This window comes from Aeromonas piscicola, from assembly GCF_000820005.1.
In the GTDB taxonomy this organism is placed as follows: domain Bacteria; phylum Pseudomonadota; class Gammaproteobacteria; order Enterobacterales; family Aeromonadaceae; genus Aeromonas; species Aeromonas piscicola.
The window spans coordinates 76,458-96,161 of sequence record NZ_CDBL01000007.1 but is presented as its reverse complement, the minus strand read 5'-3'; the positions used below and the strand labels follow the sequence as shown (position 1 = coordinate 96,161).

The following is a 19,704-nucleotide window of genomic DNA, read 5'->3' as shown; positions in this document are numbered from 1 at the left end:
ACAGTTGTTCAACAGGATGTTATCAGTTCATGTCGTCTACCGCGCTCAGTCACCTTCCCCCTGCCAGCCAGACCCCCCTGTTCTTTCGTCTGGATGTGCGCAGCCAACGGCTGGTCGCCCTGACCGATGTGATGCAAACCCCGCTCTACTGGCTGGATGAACCGAGAAGCGCCTGGCCCGCCCAGTTGCCCGATGCCCTGCGCCTGCCCATAGAGCAAGCCCTTGCCAGCGGTCTGGGAGGCAAGCTGGTACTGCGCTTCGCCGGCCAGCAGTGGCACATAGCCCTCTCTCACGAGCAGGATGCCTTCTGGCTCATCTGCCTGCAGACCCTGCGCCAGGAGCCCATCGCCGATCTGGCGTTGCAGCTGCCACGGCTGAGCCAGATGGCCAGCCAGCAGCAGTTTGCCGCCATGCTGGAAGCCCTCAAGGAGAGCCTGGGGGCTGATCGCCTCATTCTTTGGCACTATCAGGCCAACGGCTCGCTCGGCAGCGAGCAGCTGACCCCTGTCTTTGCCCTCGGCGCCGAGGGGCTCTCGGCCATCCGGGGTGACAGCCGCTACATACGCGCCCTGCGCACCCGCAAATCCTTGAGTTTTTCCGAAGCCGCCCACCAACCCATGCTGAGCCAGCACTACTACCTGGCCAGCGCGGGGATAAGCTCGCGCCTCGACGGCGCGCTGCTGGAGCAGGAAAAACTCATCGGCGTGCTGAGCCTCGAATACCTCAACGCCACTCCGCTCAGCGAGGAGATGCTCCAGCTGGTGCGCCACAGCGCCCAGTTGCTCGGCCACTGGCAGCCGGAACCCGAACCCCTGCTCAGCCCCGGGCTGACCCTGCCGACCGAGCTGACCCTGCTGACCGGCATCGCCTATTGCCGCGCCCTGGTGCACTGGGCCATGACAGCCTGTGGCGCCCGCATCGGCTGGGTCGGTGAGTACCAGCCGCGCGGCCAGGATCTCTGGATCATTCCGCGCTGCGTGCTGGAGGGGGAGACCTTCTCCGTCCTCAAGCCCATACAGATGGATCCAGGCCCCGGCCAGGAGCTGTTCCAGCACGGTCAGGCTGTCTATGTGGAAGACCTGCCCCTGCGCTACCCCCAGGCGGCCCAGCTGCTGGCCCTCAACGCCAGGGCCTATGTCGGCATACCGCTGCACGGGCCGAGCGGCGCCCCCATGGGCCAGCTCACCCTGCTGCTCGACGAGCCGCTGGCCGACCCCATGCCGCTGCTCGATGCCCTCAGCAGCCAGCATGAGCGGGCTGCCATCGAGCTGCAGCGACTCGCCGCCGACGATGCCCTGCGCCTGGCAGAGGTGGCCTTCAACACCCACGATGGCCTGCTGGTCATGGATCACCAGGGGATCATCCTCAAGGTCAACCGCTCCTTTGGCCGCATCACCGGCTTTGGCGATGATGAGATGATCGGCCAGCATATCGTCAAGCTGCGGCCCACCTATTACGGCGATCACCTGAAAGAGGATGTCAGACGGGCGGTCGATGAGCAGGAGTTCTGGATGGGCGAGGAGCGTTGCCTGCACCAGGATGGTCATCTGTTCCCGGTGCGTCTCATGGTGAGCGGCGTCAAGGATGAACACGGCGAACTCAGCCATTACGTCTGCAGCTTTTACGATATCACCCGAGAGAAAGACGCCGCCCGCCACATAGAGCAGCTCGCTTATTACGACGATCTGTGCGGCCTCTACAACAGGCGCAGCCTCAACGACATCATGCAGCGCACCCTGCAGGCGCCCAGTGGCCAGTGGGGCGCCCTGTTGCTGGTGGATCTGGACAACTTCAAGTCGATCAACGACTCCCTCGGCCACGCCTGCGGCGATCTGCTGCTGCAAGCCGTGGTGGAGCGGCTCAAGGGACTGCCCCAGGACAACCTGGTGCTGGCCCGCATCTCGGGGGACGAGTTCGCCCTGCTGTTCACCGCCCTGGGTCAAGGCTATGTCACCGCCAAGATCCTGGCCGAGCACTTCGCCCGCGAGCTGATGGGACTGTTTCGCACCCCGTTTGACATCGAGGATCACAAGCTGCATTGCAGCGCCTCTGTGGGGATCAGCCTCTTCTCCAACGAGGATCAGGATCATCTGGTGCTGATGCAGCAGGCCGATACCGCCACGCACATGGCCAAGCGCGCCGGTCAGGGCAACTATGTGTTCTTCAGCGAGGCCATGGCGGATAAGGAGAAGAACAAGCTGGCCCTCAACAACCAGCTGCGCGATGCCCTGCGCAACCACGAGCTGCAACTTTACTACCAGCCGCAATACAGGGTCGACAACGGCAGTTTGTCAGGGATAGAGGCGCTGCTGCGCTGGCAGCGCAGCGACGGCACCATGGTGCCGCCGGGAGACTTCATCCCCATCGCCGAGGAGACCAGCCTCATCCAGGACATAGGCTACTGGGTGATGAAGACCGCCTGCGCCCAGTACAGCTTCTGGCTCAACCGCGGCTTTGCCATTCCCCACCTGTCGGTCAACGTCAGCGCCCGCCAGTTCCACACCGCGGGGTTCGTGCAGCAGGTGGAGTACATATTGCGCGACACAGGCGTGCCCCCCTCCCGCCTGCTGCTGGAGGTGACCGAATCCGTGGTGCTGGAGAACCGGCTGGAGAGCATAGCCCGCATGCGGCAACTCAAGGATCTCGGCATCTTGCTCTCCATCGATGACTTCGGCACCGGCTACTCGTCGCTCGCCTACCTGCGGGATCTGCCGGCGGACGAAGTGAAGCTCGACAGAAGTTTCATTCAGACCCTGGTGCACAGCGAACAGGACAAGGCCATCGTCAAGGCGATCCTGGATCTGGCCAAGGTTTTCCGCTTTACCGTCACCGCCGAAGGGGTGGAGGATGAAGAGCAGCTCGCCATCCTCAAAGCGCTGGGATGCCAGCATTATCAAGGCTTCCTGACCAGTCGACCACTCACTGTCAGGGCCCTGGAGAGCCTGCTGGGTTCGCCCCAACCGGGCTAAACATGTAGGATTTATAGGGCTTTATGTAATAAAATAACGACCTGCTCGAATCGTTGGAGTTGTCTATGTCTGTCATTAATCGGATCCCTGCTGTCGAAACCAGCGGTGCGGTCGCTGAAACCAGCGCGTCCGGGATCATTGGCCGGATCCATTCCGTTGAAACCTGCGGCACTGTCGATGGCCCCGGGATACGGTTTATCGTGTTCATGCAAGGCTGCCTGATGCGCTGCAAGTACTGTCACAACCGGGACACCTGGGACACCCAGGGTGGCCGCGAAGTGACGGTGCCGGAGTTGATGAGCGACATCACCAGCTATCGCCACTTCATGAATGCCTCCGGCGGTGGTGTGACTGCCTCGGGTGGCGAAGCCATGTTGCAACAAAACTTCATCGCCGAACTGTTCGCCGCCTGCAAAGAGAAAGGCATACACACCTGTCTCGATACCAACGGCTTCGTGCGTCACTACGACGAACAGCTCGACAAGGTGCTCGACAACACGGATCTGGTGCTGCTCGACATCAAGCAGATCAATGACGAGAAGCACATACCGCTCACCCACGTCAGCAACAAGTACACCTTGGAGTTCGCCCGCTATCTGGCCGCCAAGGGCAAGACCATGTGGATCCGCTACGTGGTGGTGCCAACCTGGTCAGACGATGACGAGAGCGCCGAAGGGCTGGGTCAGTTCATCGCCGAGCTGGGTGATTGCGTCGAGAAGGTGGAGCTGCTGCCCTACCACGAACTGGGCAAGCACAAGTGGGACGTACTGGGTGAAAACTACGATCTGACCGGGATCAAGCCCCCCAGCAAGGAGACCATGGACCGCGTCCAGGGCATCCTCAGCAAGTATCACAAACTCGTCAAATACTGATTTTTAAAGCAGGGCTGGCAGGGAAGACGCCAGCCCTTGTTATTGTTATCCGTCACCCCTGCTCGCTCAGTACGCCATCACATGACAAGGACATGCCATGAGTGAAGGACAAGCCGCAGCCCTCCTGCTCTGGCTATTGCTGCTTATATTCAGCCTGCGCGGCACCCTGCTGCGAACCCTGCTTGCCCAGCCACTCTATCAGCACCTCTGCCTTGGCGGCGCCATCGCGCTGATACCACTCTGGGTCTTGCGTGCCGGCCTGCACGAGGGGCTGGAGGTGCACTTTCTCGGCCTCACCAGCCTGACCCTGCTGCTGGGGTGGCGCCTCGCCCTGCTCGCCCCCTGCCTGACACTGCTGGTGCTCGGCTACTTCGATGTCATCGAACTCGCCGACATCGGCTGGCAGGCGCTGATCGGCGTCGCTCTGCCCGTGGCAACCAGCTGGTTGCTGTTTCTGGCCAGCTGGGCCTGGATGCCCCGCCACCTGTTCGTCTACCTGTTCGTGGTCGCCTTCGGTGGCGGGGCGCTGAGCATCTCGGTCAAGGTGATCGCCAGCGCCCTGCTGATGGGCATGAGTGGCACCTATCCGTGGCACACCATCAGCGCCGACTACCTCTCCATCTGGCCTCTGCTGCTCTTCCCCGAAGCCCTGCTCAACGGCATGACAATGACGCTGCTCGCCATCTATCGTCCCCACTGGGTCAACACCTTCTTCGATCGGCAATACCTGGGGCGCTGAACCGCTTGAAACATAAAACAGCCCGCGATTGCGGGCTGTTTTTAGGCTATGTCCCAATTACGTGTTGCATGGGGCGCCCCAGCGCCTCATGCAAACAATCCCTGATTCCCACTCTCTTACCGTAGCGCTCCAGCATCCTGCGCCAACCCAGGTAATTCCTCAGGTAATGGGTCGCCACGCCATGGAACCGCTCCATCCACTCTTTCAGCCGACTGTGATATCCGTTCACGTGCTGGATGTGCTATGCCCCAATTACGCGTTCACCTTGACGATTACGCACTATCTGGTGAGTTACACCCTGTAATGTGCTGAAACTGGCATATACCCCAGCGCCATCACTACAGATCACCGCATCTGGGGCGATGAGGGGGTGCTAATACCGCCCTGACCGCTTGGGCATCCATCTTATCCAGTTGGAAGTCCGCCAGGTGGCCCGCCTGGTCTTGCACCACCATCACCGGGATGTAATCGGGGCCGGTTCTACGGGCTCGTCCTTTACCACCACGATGCCCTGCCGGGCGGGGTAAACCCCGCTGTCCCTTGAACGATTCGAGGAAGAAGGTTTCATCTACTTCCACAATCCCCTTCTCTCGTGTCGCCTGATAAGTGGCCATGGACTTCAAGAAGCGGTGGCGCCACAAGAAGGCGGTGTTCTTGCAGACTCCGCAGCGAATGGCGCCTGACGGACGGTGAGCCCATCAATGAGAGTCTGGGCATGGTCTTCCCTGCACTCGGCCTTGCGCAATCTGGCCAAGGGGGTGTTGGTGAGGACAGAACTGGTGCGCAAACACTATTTGCAGCGGTAGCGACGCAGTCCTCGGATCCAACCCCAGGGGGTTAAGTGGACCAACTTGGCTTGACAGTGGGGGCAGCAGCTGGAAGCGGGTAACTAAGTAGCCAGGGAGGTCATGGGGCGTGGTGCCGTGAGCTCACGCTGAGCCACACACGCTGGCGTAAGGCTGGCGTAAGGTAAGTAATGGGAAGATAGGCAATAGGTGTTGAAAGGCTTGTGTATCCATGATGGAGGCCCTCAGGTGATGACCTACTTCAAGATCAGCCTTTCAACACATAATTGGGACAGCGCCTTTTTTATGGGGATTACACCGTGCGGGGGCGCAGGTGGGCATGCCAGCGGGCTTCCCACTTCTTGAACAGCCAGACGATGACGAAGGTCAGCAGCATGTAGAGCAGGCCTGCGGTCAAAAACGCCTCGAACGGGCTGTAGTAGCGGGAGTTGATGATCCGCGCCGCACCGGTCAGGTCGACTATGGTGATGATGCCGGCCACCGCCGAGCCCTGCAGCATGAAGATCACCTCGTTGCTGTAGGCGGGCAGCGCACGGCGAAACGAGTTGGGCAATATGATGCGGGTCAGGGTCTGCCAGCGGGTCATGCCAAAGGCGTTGGCCGCTTCAATCTGCCCCTTTGGCATGTTGAGCACGGCGCCGCGCACTATCTCGGCGGTATAAGCCCCCGTATTGAGGGTGAACGCCAGCAGAGCGCAGAACCAGGCCTGGGCGAACAGCTCCCAGGCGGCGCTGTTTTTCAGCCACTCCCACTGGGCGGCGCCGTAGTAGATGATGAACAGCTGCACCAGCAGCGGGGTGCCACGGAAGAAGTAGATGTAGGCCCAGATCGGCCCCTTGATCAGCCAGTTGCGGCTGTTGCGCAGTATCCCCATGGGCACCGCCAGGGCCAGGCCGAGCACCAGGGATGCCACCACCAGCAGCACTGTGGTGTAGAGCCCCTCCCAGTAGGTGGGCCACTCTTTGAGAATGATTGAGAAATCCATGGCTTACCTCGTCTTTATCGCATAGTGACGTTCGGCCCACTTGAGCGCCGAGGTCGAGACCGCAGTGAAGATCAGGAAGATCAGGGCCACCGCCATGTAGAAGGTGAATGGCTGCTGGGTCGACCCCGCCGCCAGGGATGCTTTGCGCACCATGTCATCGAGCCCGATGATGGAGACCAACGCCGTGGTTTTCAGCAGCACCAGCCAGTTGTTGCCAAAGCCCGGCAGGGCGTGGCGCATCATCTGGGGGAAGAGGATCCGCACAAACACCTGGGTCGCCCGCATGCCAAAGGCGCGAGCGGCTTCCAGCTCTCCCTTGTCCACCGCCAGAATGGCGCCGCGGAAGGTCTCTGTCATGTAGGCGCCAAAGATGAAGCCTATGGTGGCCACCCCGGCCGCAAACGGGCTGATGTCGATGTAGTCAGGCAGCAGGGAGACCCACTCCTGGTTGGGATTGCTCGCCAGCAGGTAGTTGTTGTAGCTCTCGTTGACCCAGCTGCAGAGGCTGTTGATCAGCACCTGGCCGCCGAAGAACAGCAGCATCATCAGCACCAGATCGGGAATACCGCGAATGACGGTGGTGTAGACGGTGGCGATGCCACGTGCCCACTTGTAGGGGGAGAGCTTGGCGAGTGCCCCCAGCATACCCAGCAGCAGCGCCAGCAGCAGCGAGGCCAGCGCCACCTCCAGCGTGATCCAGGCGCCCTCCAGCAGAGAGGCCTCGTATCCTTTCAAATCAAACATATGCGGCTCCATTGCAACGCATTGAGCGGGCCAGCCCGTCCCAATATCCTTTCAAACCAAACACATGCAGCTCCATTGCAACTAAGCGGGCCCATCGCTCCCTTGCGAGAGACAACGGGCCCGATGACTACAGACAAGGGTCAACCTGTCGTGATGATTCGCCGCAATCCCTTCGGCTGCTACCCTGTGTAGCGCGCCTGGAGGTTACTCGCCGTAGACGTCGAAGTCGAAGTACTTGTCGTTGATTTCCTTGTACTTGCCGTTGGCGCGCAGGGCCAGGATGGCGGTGTTGAATTTCTCTTTCAGATCCTTGTCAGCCTTGCGTACCGCTATGCCGGCACCCTCGCCAAACCACTTGGGATCGGTCAGTTTCGGGCCGACGAACTCGTAGGCATCGCCCCCTTCCTTCTTCAGCAGGCCGTCGCTGATCGCGGCGGAGTCGGCCATCACATAGTCAACCCGACCGGATTTCAGATCGAGATAGGCTTCATCTGCGGTGCCATAACGCTTGATGGTGGCGTTGGGGAAGTTGTCGGTGATGTAGGTATCCATGGAGGTGGCGCGTTGCACCGCCACGGTTTTACCGTCCATGAAGGCCTTGTCGAGCTTGACCTCTGTGCCCTTCTTGGCGGCGAAGCGGGCCGGAATGTGCTGGTACTTCTGGGTGAAGTCCACCTTCTTCTTGCGCTCTTCAGTAATGTCCATGGTGGCGATGATGGCGTCATATTTGCGCGACAGCAGCGCCGGAATGATGCCGTCCCAGTCCTGCTTGACCAGGGTACACTTCACCTTCATCTCTTCGCACAGGGCGTTGGCGATGTCGATATCGAAACCTTTCACCTCACCACTGGGCTCGGTCCAGGAGAAGGGAGGGTAAGCACCTTCGACCCCGATCCGTACCTCTTTCCACTCCTTGGCCATCAGGCTGCCGGAAGACAGGGCAGTGACTATGGCAGTCGCCAGCATCAGCTTGTTCATGTATCTCTCCTTGATAAAATCGTCGACTGTTGAAGTTGCAGCTTGTTGAAAACAGATCCCGCCCATCAATAGATGGAAGAGATGAATTGCTTGAACCGTTCAGACTTGGGATGGGCGAAGATCTCCTTGGGATTGCCCTCCTCTTCCACACGCCCCTGATGCAGAAACATTACCTTGTTCGACACATCACGGGCAAACGACATCTCGTGGGTCACCACCAGCATGGTGCGCCCCTCTTCGGCCAGCTCGCGCATCAGGCCGAGCACCTCCCCCACCAGCTCGGGATCCAGCGCCGAGGTAGGCTCGTCAAACAGCATCACCTCGGGCTCCACCGCCAGCGCACGGGCGATAGCCGCCCGCTGCTGCTGGCCGCCGGAGAGGTGACCGGGATAGTAATCGCGCCGCTCCCACAGTCCCACCCGGTTGAGCAGGTGTTCTGCCTTGGCGATGGCCTCGGCACGGGGCACCTTCAGCACCTGGATAGGCACCTCTATGATGTTCTGCATGATGGTCATGTGCGACCAGAGGTTGAAACTTTGAAACACCATGGCCAGTCGGCTGCGCATACGCTCCACCTGACGCATGTCCTCCGGCAGCCGCTCACCGGCCCGGTTGGATTTCATGCGAATAAGCTCGCCATGGAGTGAAACTGTGCCGGAAGAGGGTGTTTCCAGCAGATTGATACAACGAAGAAAGGTCGACTTCCCCGAGCCGGAGGAGCCGATCAGGGAGATCACATCTCCCTTGTGGGCTGTCATATCGATGCCCTTGAGCACTTCGTGGGTGCCGAAATACTTGTGCAGTTCACGAACTTCCAGTGCGGCAACGTCACTCATCCATTACAACCTTGTCTGTCCCTAGACGCCGTGGGGCGTGACTCACACCATCATGGATTTAACAAAAAGTTAACCGATGGCAACCTTCAGCGAAAATATCACTCGAATAGTTAAAAAACAATACAGAACCGAGGTCTTTGGTGTTTTGTCTGTATTTTTATTGGTCTCACTGGTATTTTTCAGCACTTTGTCTGCATAAAACCCGGTTTGAACCAGTCGAGCAACATCGCCTTTTTATACCCTGATCGCAAGGGTGGCAAGAAAATTCAGACATCATGACAGGAAGATGGAGAAAGCGACTTTATTCACCTCATCTATGTTTGCATCTTGTTGAAAAATGGGCGATGAGCTTGATTTCATTGCGGCACGCTTGCCGCACCAAGGTGGACCTTTGAGCCAAATGAGTGCAGTTGCTTGCACCAAAAACATAACAACCTGATAAAAAGCCCCGGATGAGCCATCCAAACTCATAGAAATGTGACACAGAGCCAATAAGTAGTGATAAGGTGTTATTTTTATCAGTTTTTGTGATCGAGGCCCCGATGTTGCTCAATGTATTGCTGATCCTGCTGCCGTTAGGCGTCGGCTATCTGATCCCTCTCTCCTCCGCACGGCTCATCAAGCTGGTCAATCAGTCCCTTGGCAAGATGGTCTACCTCATCCTGTTTCTGATGGGGCTGGGACTGGCCTATGTGGAAAACCTCGGCAGCAATCTGGCGGTGATTTTCAAGGTGGCCGGTGTGATGCTGGCCGCCATTACCCTCTGCAACCTGCTGGCACTCTGGTGGCTGGACAGGCGCAGCCCGCCGACCCACGAGGCCAGCGACGCCAAGATGCCGAGCAAGCTGCACCTGCTGTGGGAATCCCTCCAGCTCTGCTTCGTGGTGCTGGGGGGCGTGCTGCTGGGGTTGCTGGTCGATCTGCAGGCCCTGCCCATCGACAAATTGAGCGAGTGGGCCCTGATGCTGCTGCTGTTGCTCATCGGGATACAGATGCGCAACTCCGGCATGCGGCTGCGCCAGATCCTGCTCAACCCCTGGGGCATGAAGATCGCCTTCACCGTCATCATCAGCAGCTGGCTGGGCAGCGTGCTGGCGGCCCAGCTGCTGGGCATGCCGCTGAGCCACGCCCTGGCACTCAGCTCCAGCTTCGGCTGGTATTCGCTATCGGGCATTCTGGTGGCCGACAAGCTGGGGCCCGTGCTCGGCTCAGCCGCCTTTATCAACGATCTGGGCCGCGAGCTTATCGCCATCCTCATCATTCCCATGCTGATGCGGCGCCACCCTTCCGCCGCCATCGGCTACGGCGGCGCCACCGCGCTGGACTTCACCCTGCCGGTCATTCAAAAATCCGGTGGCATCCAGATGGTACCTGTGGCCATCGTCTCCGGCTTTATCCTGAGCCTGCTCGGCCCCATCCTGATCCTCGGCTTTCTGGCGATCTAGGCCACACTTGTCGCCCGCAGAATCCAAGAAGCCCGACATTGCTGTCGGGCTTCTTTTAGCTGGATATGCCGCACTTTCGCGCTATCCGCGCCACTGGCCGCCGCTCATCACCCGCTCGATGGCGAAAGAGTGAGGATGGACCAGCAGCAGATCCGCATCCTGCCCCACTCCGATCCTCCCCTTTGCGGCCAATCCCAACACTTGTGCCGGATGGGTACTTACCACAGCCAGCGCCACCTCGAGCGACACCCCGAGCTGGCAGGCGCGCACGCACTCCTGCCACAGACTGGCAATCTGGCCGCAGCGCATCTCGATAAGGCGTCCCTCACCATCAAAGCGCGGCAGGCTGGCGTTGGCATCGGAGCTGAACGTGATGCGATCGGCAGGCACGCCGGCTGCCAGCAACTCGATCAATCCATCGGCGGCAAGCCGCTCGCCATCCTCCACCAGATCGGGAAAGCTGGAAGTGGTGAGATCGACCCAGCCTCCCGCCTTGCCCCAGGCGATCGCCTCGGCAAACAGCCAGGGGTTGCGGTTGCAGTGGGTAGGATAGAGCTGGCGTAGCGGAATGTCGGTTTCATCGCGCAGGGCCCGTAGCGGTGCCAGCGCCCCGCGGCCATCCCCCAGATGGAAGAAGCTGACGCCGCTCTTGCCAGCGAGCAGACCGGCCACACGCGCCTCGCTCACCAGCCGGGCCAGCTCGTCATGGGTGGGGGCGCTGGATCTGTGATCGCTGATGGCCAGCTCCCCCACCCCCAGCACTTCGGGAATGAGCACGATGTCGGACTCCACCGTGCCGGTGATGCTCTTGACGGGCAGATGGTAGGAGCCGGTATACATGAAGGCACTCACCCCGGCGGCGCGAAATTCACGCACCTTGCCAAGCACCTGTGCCGGCGTGCGAGTCAGGCTGTCGGTACCGAGCGCCGCCACCAGCGTGGTCACCCCCGCCTTGAGGGCCTCGCTCGCGGCGAGTTCGGGCGTGCGAAAAGCAAAGCCCCCCTCGCCGCCGCCCCCGGTGATATGGGCCAGCGGATCCACCAGCCCGGGAACCAGATAGCGGCCGCGACCATCGACCCGCGTCAAAGGCCAATCGGCGGGGACCGTCAACCCCTTGCCAATCCAGGCGATACGGCCATCGGCCACCAGCAGATCCTGCTGGCCAAGGTGGGTGGGACTGAAGAGTTCGGCGCCCTCGATCAGGGTCAACATCATGGCTACTCCTTGCAAGCTATCCCCAACGGGGAAAAGAGAGATATCGCTATTTACCCACCATTTGCCTCTCGGTAACGGCAGTTTCTGCTGACCAGTTTGCCATGATCGGCATAGGCAAGGGAGAGGGGATCGGCTAGGCTCACCAGCAATTCCCGTTTGCTGGTCGACATCCTCCGTCATGAACTATCTGGCTCACCTGCATCTGGCCGCCTATACCCGAAGCTCCCTCACCGGCAACCTGCTGGGGGATTTCGTCAAGGGCCCTTTGCCAAGCACGCTCGGTTCCGCCTTCGATGAGGGGATCTGGCTGCATCGCAAAATCGATGCCTTCACCGATGCCCACCCCGAGCACAGGGCGGCGGTGGCCTGCTTCGAGGCGCCCTGGCGCCGCTTCGGCGGCATCCTGGTGGACATGCTCTACGACCACTGGCTCAGCCTGCACTGGCCGCGATTTGGCGAAGAACCCCTGCCTCGCTTTCTGCAACAGAGTTATGGACAGCTGCTGGCGGATCACCAGCACCTGCCGGATGGCTTGCCCGTTGCGCTCAAACGGATGGCGGAGCAGAACTGGATCGCCTCCTATCGTCACAGGGAAGGGCTGGGCCGTGCCCTCAACGGGATAGGCCACCGGCTGCGCCGCCCCATCTTGCTGGGCGATGCCCTCGCCACCCTGGACGACGCCAGCTGGCACAATGGCGAGCAGGGATTTCTGCGCTTCTATCCCCAGTTGATGCGCTTTAGCGAGCAGCAGCTCGCCCACTATCGCGAGACTGGCGGCCACGCTGGCTTGCGGCCATAAAAAAACCGGACCCAGGATCCGGTTTGCAGATAAAGGTGCGCTGACGCAGGCCTTATTTCTCTTGCTGTGCAGGCTCACCCTTTTTCTTGCGAATGCTTAGCCCCAGCTCACGGCCACGCAGACGGGCGTAATAGATGGTGCCGACGAAGGCGAGTATGGTGAACCCCAACTCCACCGCAGCCAACCAGCGCTCTCCCTCGTCCGTGGTGATCAGGGTCAGGGCGTGCAGGAAATAGGGCATCAGCACGAAGTTGCCCCAGGCGTGGGTGTAGGGGTTGCCCTGCGCGATTCCCTTGAGCGGGAACAGCAGCGGCACAGTCCAGATCACCGGCAGCAGCCAGGGGTTGAGATCCGGGTGGGGCGAGAGCCACAGGTGCCAGAGAATGACCCAGCCCAGCAGGCCAAAGAAGCCGACCAGGGTCAGCAGACGGGCGAAGCGGGTGCTCACTTGAGGATCTCCAGCACCTGCTCGGGCGGACGGCCGATGCGGGCCTGACCATTCCTGATGACGATGGGGCGTTCGATCAGCTTGGGGTGCTGATGCATGGCGTGAATCAGGGCATCGCCCTTCACCTCGCCCAGCCCCAACTCCTTGTAGATCTCTTCCTTGGTGCGCATCAGCTGGCGCGGATCGGTGAAACCAAGCTGGCTCAGCAGGGTGCGGATTTGCTCCTCGCTCGGCGCCTGCTCCAGATAGAGCACCACATCAGGGGCGATCCCGTGCTGCTCCAGCAGGGCCAGGGTTTCACGGCTCTTTGAGCAGCGCGGATTGTGGTAAATTTGGGTCTCGCTCATGGTAACTCCCTGATTGATCGCAAGATGGGACAAGAAACGGCGCTATTGTAGGGGAAACGGATGGTCAGGGTAAGCGGCAGGGCAAAGGAAATGAAACGAATTTGTTGGCTGATTGTGGCCACTCTGCTGAGCGCCTGCTCCCCGGCGCCCGAGTTCACCAACGGCCAGGGCCAGCCGGTGGCACTGGCCCAATTTGCCGGCAAGCCGCTCTTGGTCAACTACTTCGCCCCCTGGTGCGCCCCCTGCCTGCGGGAGTTGCCGCTGCTGGAGGCGCTGGCGCAGGAGGGCTCCCTCACCGTGGTGGCTATCCACTATGATCCGGCCACCCCGGCCGAGCTGGCGGCACTGGCGAGCCGCTACCGGGTCAGCCTGCCGCTGCTGATCGCCAATGACGCGGCAAGCCTGCCCTTCCCCCACCCCACCGGGCTGCCCACCAGTTATCTGCTCGACGCAGAGGGCAAGCTGCAACAGACGATCGTTGGCGAACTCGATGCGCAGCAGATTGCCGTCCTCAAGGAGCAGGCGGCGGTTCGCTAGGGCGTCCCCTCTCCTTGGCAAGTAAGGGACCCATCACACCCACCCATGACGACGGGATTGACCTGCACGACACTATGACACCGGTGGAAAAGGAAACGGGGTGTCCCATTGCTGGCACACCCCGTTTCACCACACCTCTGATGCATCACCCCTTCAGACTGTCGAGATCCTTCTTCGCCCGCTCCAGCTCAGTGATGCGCGCCTCCAGTCGGGCCAGGGTCAGCTTGTCGCTGGTGGTGCCACGGGCCACGATCAGCTCGTCGATGGCGGCCTGATAATCCCCGCGCAGGGAGAGCATCTCGGCCCGCGCCATGTGCAAGTCCGTCATCCGTCCCGCCTTGCGATAGGCATCGGAGAGCAGGCTCCAGGCCAGGTTGTTCTCTTCGTGCTCGCGGGCGTAAGGGTCCAGGATGGCGATGGATTTCTTGTAGTTGCCCCCTTCCAGATAGGCGTTGCCAAGGTTGACCACCACCACTTCGTTGTCCGGCATCCGGGTGCGGAACTTCTCCAGCCGGGCGATGGCCTGGGCGCTGCGCCCCTTGGCGAGATCGATGTCGGTAAGAGCATCCACCACGAACAGATCTTCCGGGTGGCGGCTCGCCAGCTCCTGCATCAGGGTATCGGCCTCGTCGGTGCGCTTGAGCTGCAGCAGCGCCAGCGCCTTGCCGTAGGTGGCTGCATCCTTGAGCGGGTAATCCCCTTTCTGCAGGCGGTTGTCAAAATAGCTGAGCAGCGCCTGCGGGCTCTCGGTGCCATAGCGCACCTGGATGCGCACCTTGGCCAGCCAGAAGTCGAGGCTGGGGGGCAGGTTGCGGCGAGCATAGCTGGAGGCGCGGCCACGGGCCTCGGAGATCCGGGTCTCGGGCAGCGGGTGAGTCAGCAGCATCTCGGGCGGCTTGCTGGCGTAGCGATACTCGGCCGCCAGTTTCTGGAAAAAGTTGGCCATGCCCATGGGATCGAAGCCTGCGTCATACAGGGTTTTCATGCCGATCCGGTCCGCTTCGTACTCGTTCTCGCGGGTGTAGTTGATGGCCGACTGCATGGAGAGGCCGAGCGTGGTCTGCAGAGCGGCGATACCGGCGGTGGGGTTGATCACCGCCAGCGCGATGGAGCCCACCAGCCCGGCCAGGGTCATGGCGGAGCTGCTGGCCTGCGCCTCCATATAGCGGGCTATGTGGCGCTGGGTCACGTGGGTGATTTCGTGCGCCAGCACCGAGGCCAGCTCGCTCTCGCTGTCGGCATAGAGGAAGAGGCCCGTGTGCACCTTGACCCGTCCGCCGAGGAAGGCGGCCGCGTTGATGCTGGGATCGTTGATGAGGAAGAAGGTAAACGGGAAACGTACCCCATCGGCGTTGGAGAGCAGCCGCTGACCGAGATCGTCTATGTACTGGCTCAGCACGGGATCATCTATGATCGGCAGGCCGGCCCGGGCGAAACGCATGAAGGCGTTGCCATAGCGCACCTCCTGCTCGATGGGCAGGGCGGCTACCCCGGCGGTGCCTATGTCGGGAAGCTGGTTGTTCGCCTGGGCATGGAAGGTGGCACCCATCAGGGAAGCCAGCAGGGGAAGCGATGCCATCAGGGGGGAAAAGCGTGCCACGTTATCTCTATCTCCATCAGAAGGGGCCTCGGCAGAATACCCTTGCCCCTCAAGGGCTACAAGCGTTGTTTCGTGCTCTCATCACGGCCATAATAGCCGCCTCACGCCTGCTGGAGCCCTCATGGAACACCTCGATCTGACCCCCTGGCGCTGCCCCGAGCCGCTGATCCGGCTCAAGCTCTGGCTAAGGGAGGCCAAAAGCGGTCAAACCGTGACCATTCGGCTGGCCGATGCCGGCTCCCGGCAGGACATTCCGGCCTATCTGCAACGTCAGGGTCATCCCTTCACGGTGCAGCAGGCGCAGGACAATACGCTCTCTTTGCAGTTGGTCGTCGGGGCACAGCATCATCATGAGCCTCGGTAACGAAAGGATGCTGTCATGTTAGATGTGCTCAAACGCTGGTATCAGACCCGCTTCTCCGACCCCGATGCGGTCACCCTCTTCCTGTTGCTGGTGGCCTGCTTTGCCGTGCTCTGGCTGTTTGGCGATCTGCTGGCACCACTGCTGGTGGCGCTGGTGATGGCCTACCTGCTGGAGTGGCCGGTGAGCCGGCTGCAGCGCCTCGGCCTCTCCCGAACCCTGGCCACCAGCCTGATCCTGCTGCTGTTCATCGCCCTGACGGTCATGGCATTCCTGGGCCTTATCCCGACGCTGGTGAGCCAGGGCATCAACCTGGCCAAGGAGTCCCCCTCCATGCTGGCCCATGCCCAGGACTATGTGCGCACCCTGCCGGAGCAGTATCCAGAGCTTATCAACGTGACTCTGGTCGAGACCATCATAGACAACATTCGCCAGCGTATTCTGACCGGTGGCGAGCAGCTGGTGAGCGCCTCCCTGAACTCGCTGGTCAACGTGGTGGCCATCCTCATCTACCTCATACTGGTCCCCTTGATGGCGTTCTTCATGCTCAAGGACAAAAAGGTGCTGATGGGCAGCCTGCGCCGCTTCCTGCCGCGCAACCGCACCCTGGTCAACCGAGTCTGGGTGGAGATGAACGAGCAGATCCTCAACTACATCCGCGGCAAGGTGATCGAGATCCTCATCGTCGGAGTCATCAGCTACGGCGCCTTTGCCATGCTGGGGCTGCGCTATTCTGTGCTGCTGGCGGTGGCGGTCGGCTTCTCCGTGCTCATTCCCTACATAGGGGCCGCCGCCGTGACGGTACCGGTCGCCATGGTAGCCCTGTTCCAGTGGGGGCTGACCCCTGAATTCACCTGGCTGATAGTGGTGCATACGGTGATCCAGGTGCTCACCGGCAACGTGCTGGAGCCCGTGCTCTTCTCCGAGGCGCTCAACCTCCATCCGGTGGCCATCATCATAGCCGTGCTGGTGTTTGGCGGGCTCTGGGGATTCTGGGGTGTCTTCTTCGCCATTCCCCTCGCCACCCTGGTCAAGGCAGTGCTCAACGCCTGGCCCAAGCGCGATGACGCCCCCCAGCCTGGAGCCTGACGAGGCGCCTTCTCGCACTCCCGCTTCATCCCCACAGGGCATCTCTTCGGACATGCCCTGTGTCATCTTGAACATCTGCTAACTGGCGCTGTCAGCGCCCTGATAAAGTGCGCTAATATCCAGCCTCACAGTGCCAACCGACCAGGATGGACGCCTCACGTTCATGGAGCCCGAGCGACAATGATCCTACCTAGCGCGCGCCGGCTTGCCAGCGCACTCACAGCCCTCACCCTGCTCAGTACCGCGGCCCATGCCGAAATCGATCTGGGCTCCCTCGACGTGTTCGCCCACGACAGCCCCACGAGCCCTGTCCCCAAGGGGCTGGTGCTGGGGACGGCGGTCATCGGCGGCGATGCGCGCTATCAGGCGCAAGATGCCGCAGGCTACGTCATTCCCGGCTTTCTCTACTTTGGTGACCAGTTCATGTACCTGGGCGATCGGGCCCGCTACTACTTCTACAAGGATGAGACCCTGGCCGCCTACGGCTATGGCCGGCTGCGCTTTGGCAACCTGGATCCCGACGAATATGTGCAGTTCAACGGCATGGAACCGCGCAAGTGGGAGCTGGAAGGGGGCATGGGAGCCAGCCTGATCACCCCCTACGCCCTGCTCAGCACCCGTCTCAGCACGGATGTGACCGGCCGCAGCCAGGGCCAGGAGCTGCTGCTGTGGGCCGACTTTCCCATCATCCGCGATCGGCTGCTCATCATGCCCGGCATGGGGATGATGATCCGCAGCAGCAAGCTGGCGAACTACTACTTCGGCGGCGTTTCCGAGAGCGAGGCCACGGCGCAGCGACCGGCATGGGACACGGGAGCAACCCTTTCACCCATGATGGCCATTGTCACCAGCTACCGCTTCACCCCCAACTGGATCGGTATGTTTGCCGCCAACTACGAACGCTATGACGAGGAGGTTGCCAACAGCCCCCTGGTCCAGCACCAGGGAGAGCTCTACGCCGGCTTCGGGATCGGCTATATCTGGTAAACCGCGCCGCCACGCCATCACAAGCAAGAAGGGAGCCCATGGCTCCCTTCTTGGTCTGGCAAAGCGGCCGTATCTGTATCAGAGGTCGGCCAGAAACGCCGCCAGGGCCTGATTGACGAAGGCGGGGTTTTCCAGCGACGAGATATGACCCGCAGCCGGGATCTCCTTGAACGGGCAGCCCAGCACCTCGGCCATCAGGTAGCCTTCCAGCACGGGACGCGCCTTGTCCTCGCACCCCGTCATCACCAGCGCTGGCACGGCCATCTCTTCCAGCCAGTCGATGCGATCTTCCCGGGTCACGAAGCTGCGCCCCACCGCCACCATGGCGGCGATCTTCTCCCCAGGCCAAGTGGCGAGACGCCCCTTGAAGTCGGCCATCAGGGCCGCATCCGGCTGGTTGGCAAAGAACAGAGGCGCCACCTGCTCGACGATGGGAGCCGGTATGGTGCCGAGCTGCCCAATCATGCCCAGCATGCCGAGGTAACGTTCGCAGGTGATCTGCGGCTCCAGGCCAACGAAGCTGTCCATCAGCACCAGCCCCTTGAGACGGGCCGGCGCCATTCTGGCCAGCTCTACCCCCCACATGCCGCCGATGGAGAGGCCCACCAGCACGCACTCGTCGATGCCGAGGGCATCGAGCAGGGCCAGGTGATCCCGCGCCAAGGTCGCCAGGGTGCAAGGGCCTTCCGGCAACCGGTCGGAATCGCCGTGGCCCCACAGCTCGGGCACTATGCAGCGGTACTGGCTCTTGAGCGCGGCGACTTGCGGTGCCCACATTGCGCTGTCCCACAGGTAGCTGTGCCCAAACAACAGAACCGGGCCCTGCCCCTCGTCCAGATAGGCCATTTGGCGGCCCGCTATCTCCATAAATTGCTTCATGTTTTCTCCTGTTGCCAACTACTGATGATGAGACGACAGTGCAAATCGCCATAAATGGCTTCATGTGTTTTCTATTGCCAGCGGCTGATGAGGTGGCAATGTAAATCGCCATAAATCGCCTCATGTTTTCTTCTGTGTTGCTGCCAGCGACGGGGCGGCAGTGTAACACGCACTCCTTGGCAGTGGCGCCTCCCTGGTGCAAGCTGGGGTGACGCCCTGAAAGGACACAAAAAGGAGAAAGTCATGCCAAAGGAAAAGAGCAAGAAACGCTCGCGCCTGGACAAGAAATGCTACGAGCACCACCTCGCCCACCTGCAGGAGGAGCTGGTCAAGCTACAGGAGTGGGTCAAGCAGGAAGGACTGAAGGTGGTGGTGCTGTTCGAGGGACGGGACGCCGCCGGTAAAGGGGGCGTCATCAAGGCGATCACCGAACCGCTCAACCCCCGGGTCTGCCGGGTCACGGCACTGCCCGCCCCCTCGGATCGGGAGCGCTCCCAGTGGTATTTTCAGCGCTATGCCGCCCACCTGCCCGCCGCCGGCGAGATGGTGCTGTTCGACCGCTCCTGGTACAACCGGGCCGGGGTCGAGCGGGTGATGGGCTTTTGTAGCGATGCCGAATACCGCGAGTTCCTGCGCGCCTGCCCCGAGTTCGAACGCATGCTGATCCGCGCGGGTATCACCCTCATCAAGTACTGGTTCTCGGTGTCGGACGAGGAGCAGGAGAAACGCTTCAAGGAGCGCATCAATACCCCCATCAAACGCTGGAAGTTCAGCCCCATGGATCTGCAATCCCGTTCGCGCTGGGTGGAGTACTCCCGCGCCAAGGATGACATGTTCACCTACACGGACACGCAAGACAGTCCTTGGTTCGTGGTGGAGGCGGACGACAAGCGCCGGGCCCGCCTCAACTGCATCGCCCACCTGCTCAGCAAGGTACCCTACGAGGCGATCCACTACGAGCCCATCACACTCCCCCCCATCAAGACCGAGGGCTATGAGCGCCCGCCCCTGACCAGCCAGACCTTCGTGCCCGACATCACGGCCGCACTGGAGACCTGAGCAGAGGCC

Annotated in this window: 19 protein-coding genes and 1 pseudogene; 10 read left to right on the top strand and 10 right to left on the bottom strand. The window is 61.2% G+C overall.

The genetic code is table 11. The annotated features are described in order from the left end of the window. Nucleotides 1-29 precede the first annotated feature (29 nt). The 3 genes from BN1128_RS01390 (at nt 30) to BN1128_RS01380 (ending at nt 4,580) form a co-directional block, all read left to right on the top strand. Nucleotides 30-2,969: a sensor domain-containing phosphodiesterase gene (locus tag BN1128_RS01390; RefSeq protein ID WP_042865803.1), complete on the top strand. Its 2,940-nt coding sequence runs from the start codon at nt 30-32 to the stop codon at nt 2,967-2,969. A 65-nt stretch (nt 2,970-3,034) separates the two neighbouring features. Next, nucleotides 3,035-3,841: a pyruvate formate lyase 1-activating protein gene (pflA, locus tag BN1128_RS01385; protein WP_082030312.1), complete on the top strand. Its 807-nt coding sequence runs from the start codon at nt 3,035-3,037 to the stop codon at nt 3,839-3,841. Nucleotides 3,842-3,938: 97 nt separating this feature from the next. Further along, a complete protein-coding gene (locus BN1128_RS01380; RefSeq protein ID WP_042865802.1) occupies nt 3,939-4,580 on the top strand; it encodes an energy-coupling factor ABC transporter permease in 642 nt (213 codons plus the stop codon). Nucleotides 4,581-4,626: 46 nt separating this feature from the next. Here BN1128_RS01380 and BN1128_RS01375 read toward each other — a convergent pair. From BN1128_RS01375 to BN1128_RS01355, 5 genes and pseudogenes are all read right to left on the bottom strand, one after another. After that, nucleotides 4,627-5,599: pseudogene (locus BN1128_RS01375) on the bottom strand (IS1595 family transposase). 79 nt (nt 5,600-5,678) lie between these two features. Beyond that, nucleotides 5,679-6,371 carry an ABC transporter permease gene (locus tag BN1128_RS01370; RefSeq protein ID WP_042865800.1) on the bottom strand — a complete coding sequence of 231 codons (693 nt, stop codon included), beginning with the start codon at nt 6,369-6,371 and terminating at the stop codon, nt 5,679-5,681. Nucleotides 6,372-6,374: 3 nt separating this feature from the next. Beyond that, complete coding sequence (locus BN1128_RS01365) at nt 6,375-7,115, bottom strand: ABC transporter permease (RefSeq protein ID WP_042865799.1); 741 nt, start codon at nt 7,113-7,115, stop codon at nt 6,375-6,377. Between the two features lie 204 nt (nt 7,116-7,319). Then, entirely contained in the window at nt 7,320-8,093 is a 774-nt protein-coding gene (locus tag BN1128_RS01360) for an ABC transporter substrate-binding protein (RefSeq protein ID WP_042865798.1), read from the bottom strand. A 65-nt stretch (nt 8,094-8,158) separates the two neighbouring features. After that, the gene (locus BN1128_RS01355) at nt 8,159-8,929 is read right to left on the bottom strand and encodes an ABC transporter ATP-binding protein (RefSeq protein WP_042865797.1); all 771 of its coding nucleotides are present in this window, start codon (nt 8,927-8,929) and stop codon (nt 8,159-8,161) included. 542 nt (nt 8,930-9,471) lie between these two features. Between BN1128_RS01355 and BN1128_RS01350 the strand changes: the two genes are divergently transcribed. Beyond that, nucleotides 9,472-10,374, top strand: a complete 903-nt coding sequence (locus tag BN1128_RS01350; protein WP_042865796.1) for a LysO family transporter — start codon at nt 9,472-9,474, stop codon at nt 10,372-10,374. Nucleotides 10,375-10,455: 81 nt separating this feature from the next. Here the strand turns inward: BN1128_RS01350 and iadA are convergent, their stop codons facing one another. Beyond that, nucleotides 10,456-11,586: a beta-aspartyl-peptidase gene (gene iadA / locus BN1128_RS01345; protein ID WP_042865903.1), complete on the bottom strand. Its 1,131-nt coding sequence runs from the start codon at nt 11,584-11,586 to the stop codon at nt 10,456-10,458. Nucleotides 11,587-11,767: 181 nt separating this feature from the next. Between iadA and BN1128_RS01340 the strand changes: the two genes are divergently transcribed. Continuing rightward, complete coding sequence (locus BN1128_RS01340) at nt 11,768-12,388, top strand: acyl carrier protein phosphodiesterase (protein WP_042865794.1); 621 nt, start codon at nt 11,768-11,770, stop codon at nt 12,386-12,388. A gap of 52 nt (nt 12,389-12,440) precedes the next feature. On the opposite strand, the gene BN1128_RS01335 is transcribed toward BN1128_RS01340, so the two are convergent. Further along, entirely contained in the window at nt 12,441-12,836 is a 396-nt protein-coding gene (locus BN1128_RS01335) for a DUF2069 domain-containing protein (RefSeq protein WP_042865793.1), read from the bottom strand. Beyond that, complete coding sequence (gene arsC, locus BN1128_RS01330) at nt 12,833-13,183, bottom strand: arsenate reductase (glutaredoxin) (protein ID WP_042865792.1); 351 nt, start codon at nt 13,181-13,183, stop codon at nt 12,833-12,835. Before arsC ends, BN1128_RS01335 begins: the two co-directional genes overlap by 4 nt. 60 nt (nt 13,184-13,243) lie before the next feature. On the opposite strand from arsC, the gene BN1128_RS01325 reads away from it, so the two are divergent. Continuing rightward, complete coding sequence (locus BN1128_RS01325) at nt 13,244-13,720, top strand: TlpA family protein disulfide reductase (RefSeq protein WP_042865791.1); 477 nt, start codon at nt 13,244-13,246, stop codon at nt 13,718-13,720. A 145-nt stretch (nt 13,721-13,865) separates the two neighbouring features. Here BN1128_RS01325 and bepA read toward each other — a convergent pair whose 3' ends face one another. Further along, the gene (gene bepA / locus BN1128_RS01320) at nt 13,866-15,320 is read right to left on the bottom strand and encodes a beta-barrel assembly-enhancing protease (RefSeq protein WP_353851039.1); all 1,455 of its coding nucleotides are present in this window, start codon (nt 15,318-15,320) and stop codon (nt 13,866-13,868) included. A gap of 121 nt (nt 15,321-15,441) precedes the next feature. On the opposite strand from bepA, the gene BN1128_RS01315 reads away from it, so the two are divergent. From BN1128_RS01315 to BN1128_RS01305, 3 genes are all read left to right on the top strand, one after another. Further along, nucleotides 15,442-15,684: a sulfurtransferase TusA family protein gene (locus BN1128_RS01315; RefSeq protein WP_042865789.1), complete on the top strand. Its 243-nt coding sequence runs from the start codon at nt 15,442-15,444 to the stop codon at nt 15,682-15,684. Nucleotides 15,685-15,699: 15 nt separating this feature from the next. Continuing rightward, nucleotides 15,700-16,770, top strand: a complete 1,071-nt coding sequence (locus BN1128_RS01310) for an AI-2E family transporter (protein ID WP_042865788.1) — start codon at nt 15,700-15,702, stop codon at nt 16,768-16,770. 180 nt (nt 16,771-16,950) lie between these two features. Next, nucleotides 16,951-17,757, top strand: coding sequence for a MipA/OmpV family protein (locus BN1128_RS01305; protein WP_042865787.1), 807 nt, complete (start codon nt 16,951-16,953; stop codon nt 17,755-17,757). A 78-nt stretch (nt 17,758-17,835) separates the two neighbouring features. Here the strand turns inward: BN1128_RS01305 and BN1128_RS01300 are convergent, their stop codons facing one another. Then, nucleotides 17,836-18,636, bottom strand: coding sequence for an alpha/beta fold hydrolase (locus tag BN1128_RS01300; protein ID WP_042865786.1), 801 nt, complete (start codon nt 18,634-18,636; stop codon nt 17,836-17,838). A gap of 243 nt (nt 18,637-18,879) precedes the next feature. On the opposite strand from BN1128_RS01300, the gene ppk2 reads away from it, so the two are divergent. Further along, nucleotides 18,880-19,695 (top strand): polyphosphate kinase 2, encoded by an 816-nt coding sequence (gene ppk2, locus BN1128_RS01295; RefSeq protein WP_042865785.1) that lies wholly within the window; start codon nt 18,880-18,882, stop codon nt 19,693-19,695. Nucleotides 19,696-19,704: the final 9 nt, after the last annotated feature.

Coding starts and splice junctions, on each gene's coding strand:
- BN1128_RS01315 (WP_042865789.1), top strand. CDS start 15,442: ATGGAACACCTCGATCTGACCCCCTGGCGCTGCCCCGAGCCGCTGATC.
- BN1128_RS01365 (WP_042865799.1), bottom strand. CDS start 7,115: ATGTTTGATTTGAAAGGATACGAGGCCTCTCTGCTGGAGGGCGCCTGG.
- BN1128_RS01350 (WP_042865796.1), top strand. CDS start 9,472: ATGTTGCTCAATGTATTGCTGATCCTGCTGCCGTTAGGCGTCGGCTAT.
- BN1128_RS01340 (WP_042865794.1), top strand. CDS start 11,768: ATGAACTATCTGGCTCACCTGCATCTGGCCGCCTATACCCGAAGCTCC.
- pflA (WP_082030312.1), top strand. CDS start 3,035: ATGTCTGTCATTAATCGGATCCCTGCTGTCGAAACCAGCGGTGCGGTC.
- BN1128_RS01305 (WP_042865787.1), top strand. CDS start 16,951: ATGATCCTACCTAGCGCGCGCCGGCTTGCCAGCGCACTCACAGCCCTC.
- BN1128_RS01325 (WP_042865791.1), top strand. CDS start 13,244: ATGGTCAGGGTAAGCGGCAGGGCAAAGGAAATGAAACGAATTTGTTGG.
- BN1128_RS01370 (WP_042865800.1), bottom strand. CDS start 6,371: ATGGATTTCTCAATCATTCTCAAAGAGTGGCCCACCTACTGGGAGGGG.
- BN1128_RS01355 (WP_042865797.1), bottom strand. CDS start 8,929: ATGAGTGACGTTGCCGCACTGGAAGTTCGTGAACTGCACAAGTATTTC.
- arsC (WP_042865792.1), bottom strand. CDS start 13,183: ATGAGCGAGACCCAAATTTACCACAATCCGCGCTGCTCAAAGAGCCGT.
- BN1128_RS01380 (WP_042865802.1), top strand. CDS start 3,939: ATGAGTGAAGGACAAGCCGCAGCCCTCCTGCTCTGGCTATTGCTGCTT.
- BN1128_RS01360 (WP_042865798.1), bottom strand. CDS start 8,093: ATGAACAAGCTGATGCTGGCGACTGCCATAGTCACTGCCCTGTCTTCC.
- BN1128_RS01310 (WP_042865788.1), top strand. CDS start 15,700: ATGTTAGATGTGCTCAAACGCTGGTATCAGACCCGCTTCTCCGACCCC.
- iadA (WP_042865903.1), bottom strand. CDS start 11,586: ATGTTGACCCTGATCGAGGGCGCCGAACTCTTCAGTCCCACCCACCTT.
- BN1128_RS01300 (WP_042865786.1), bottom strand. CDS start 18,636: ATGAAGCAATTTATGGAGATAGCGGGCCGCCAAATGGCCTATCTGGAC.
- BN1128_RS01390 (WP_042865803.1), top strand. CDS start 30: ATGTCGTCTACCGCGCTCAGTCACCTTCCCCCTGCCAGCCAGACCCCC.
- ppk2 (WP_042865785.1), top strand. CDS start 18,880: ATGCCAAAGGAAAAGAGCAAGAAACGCTCGCGCCTGGACAAGAAATGC.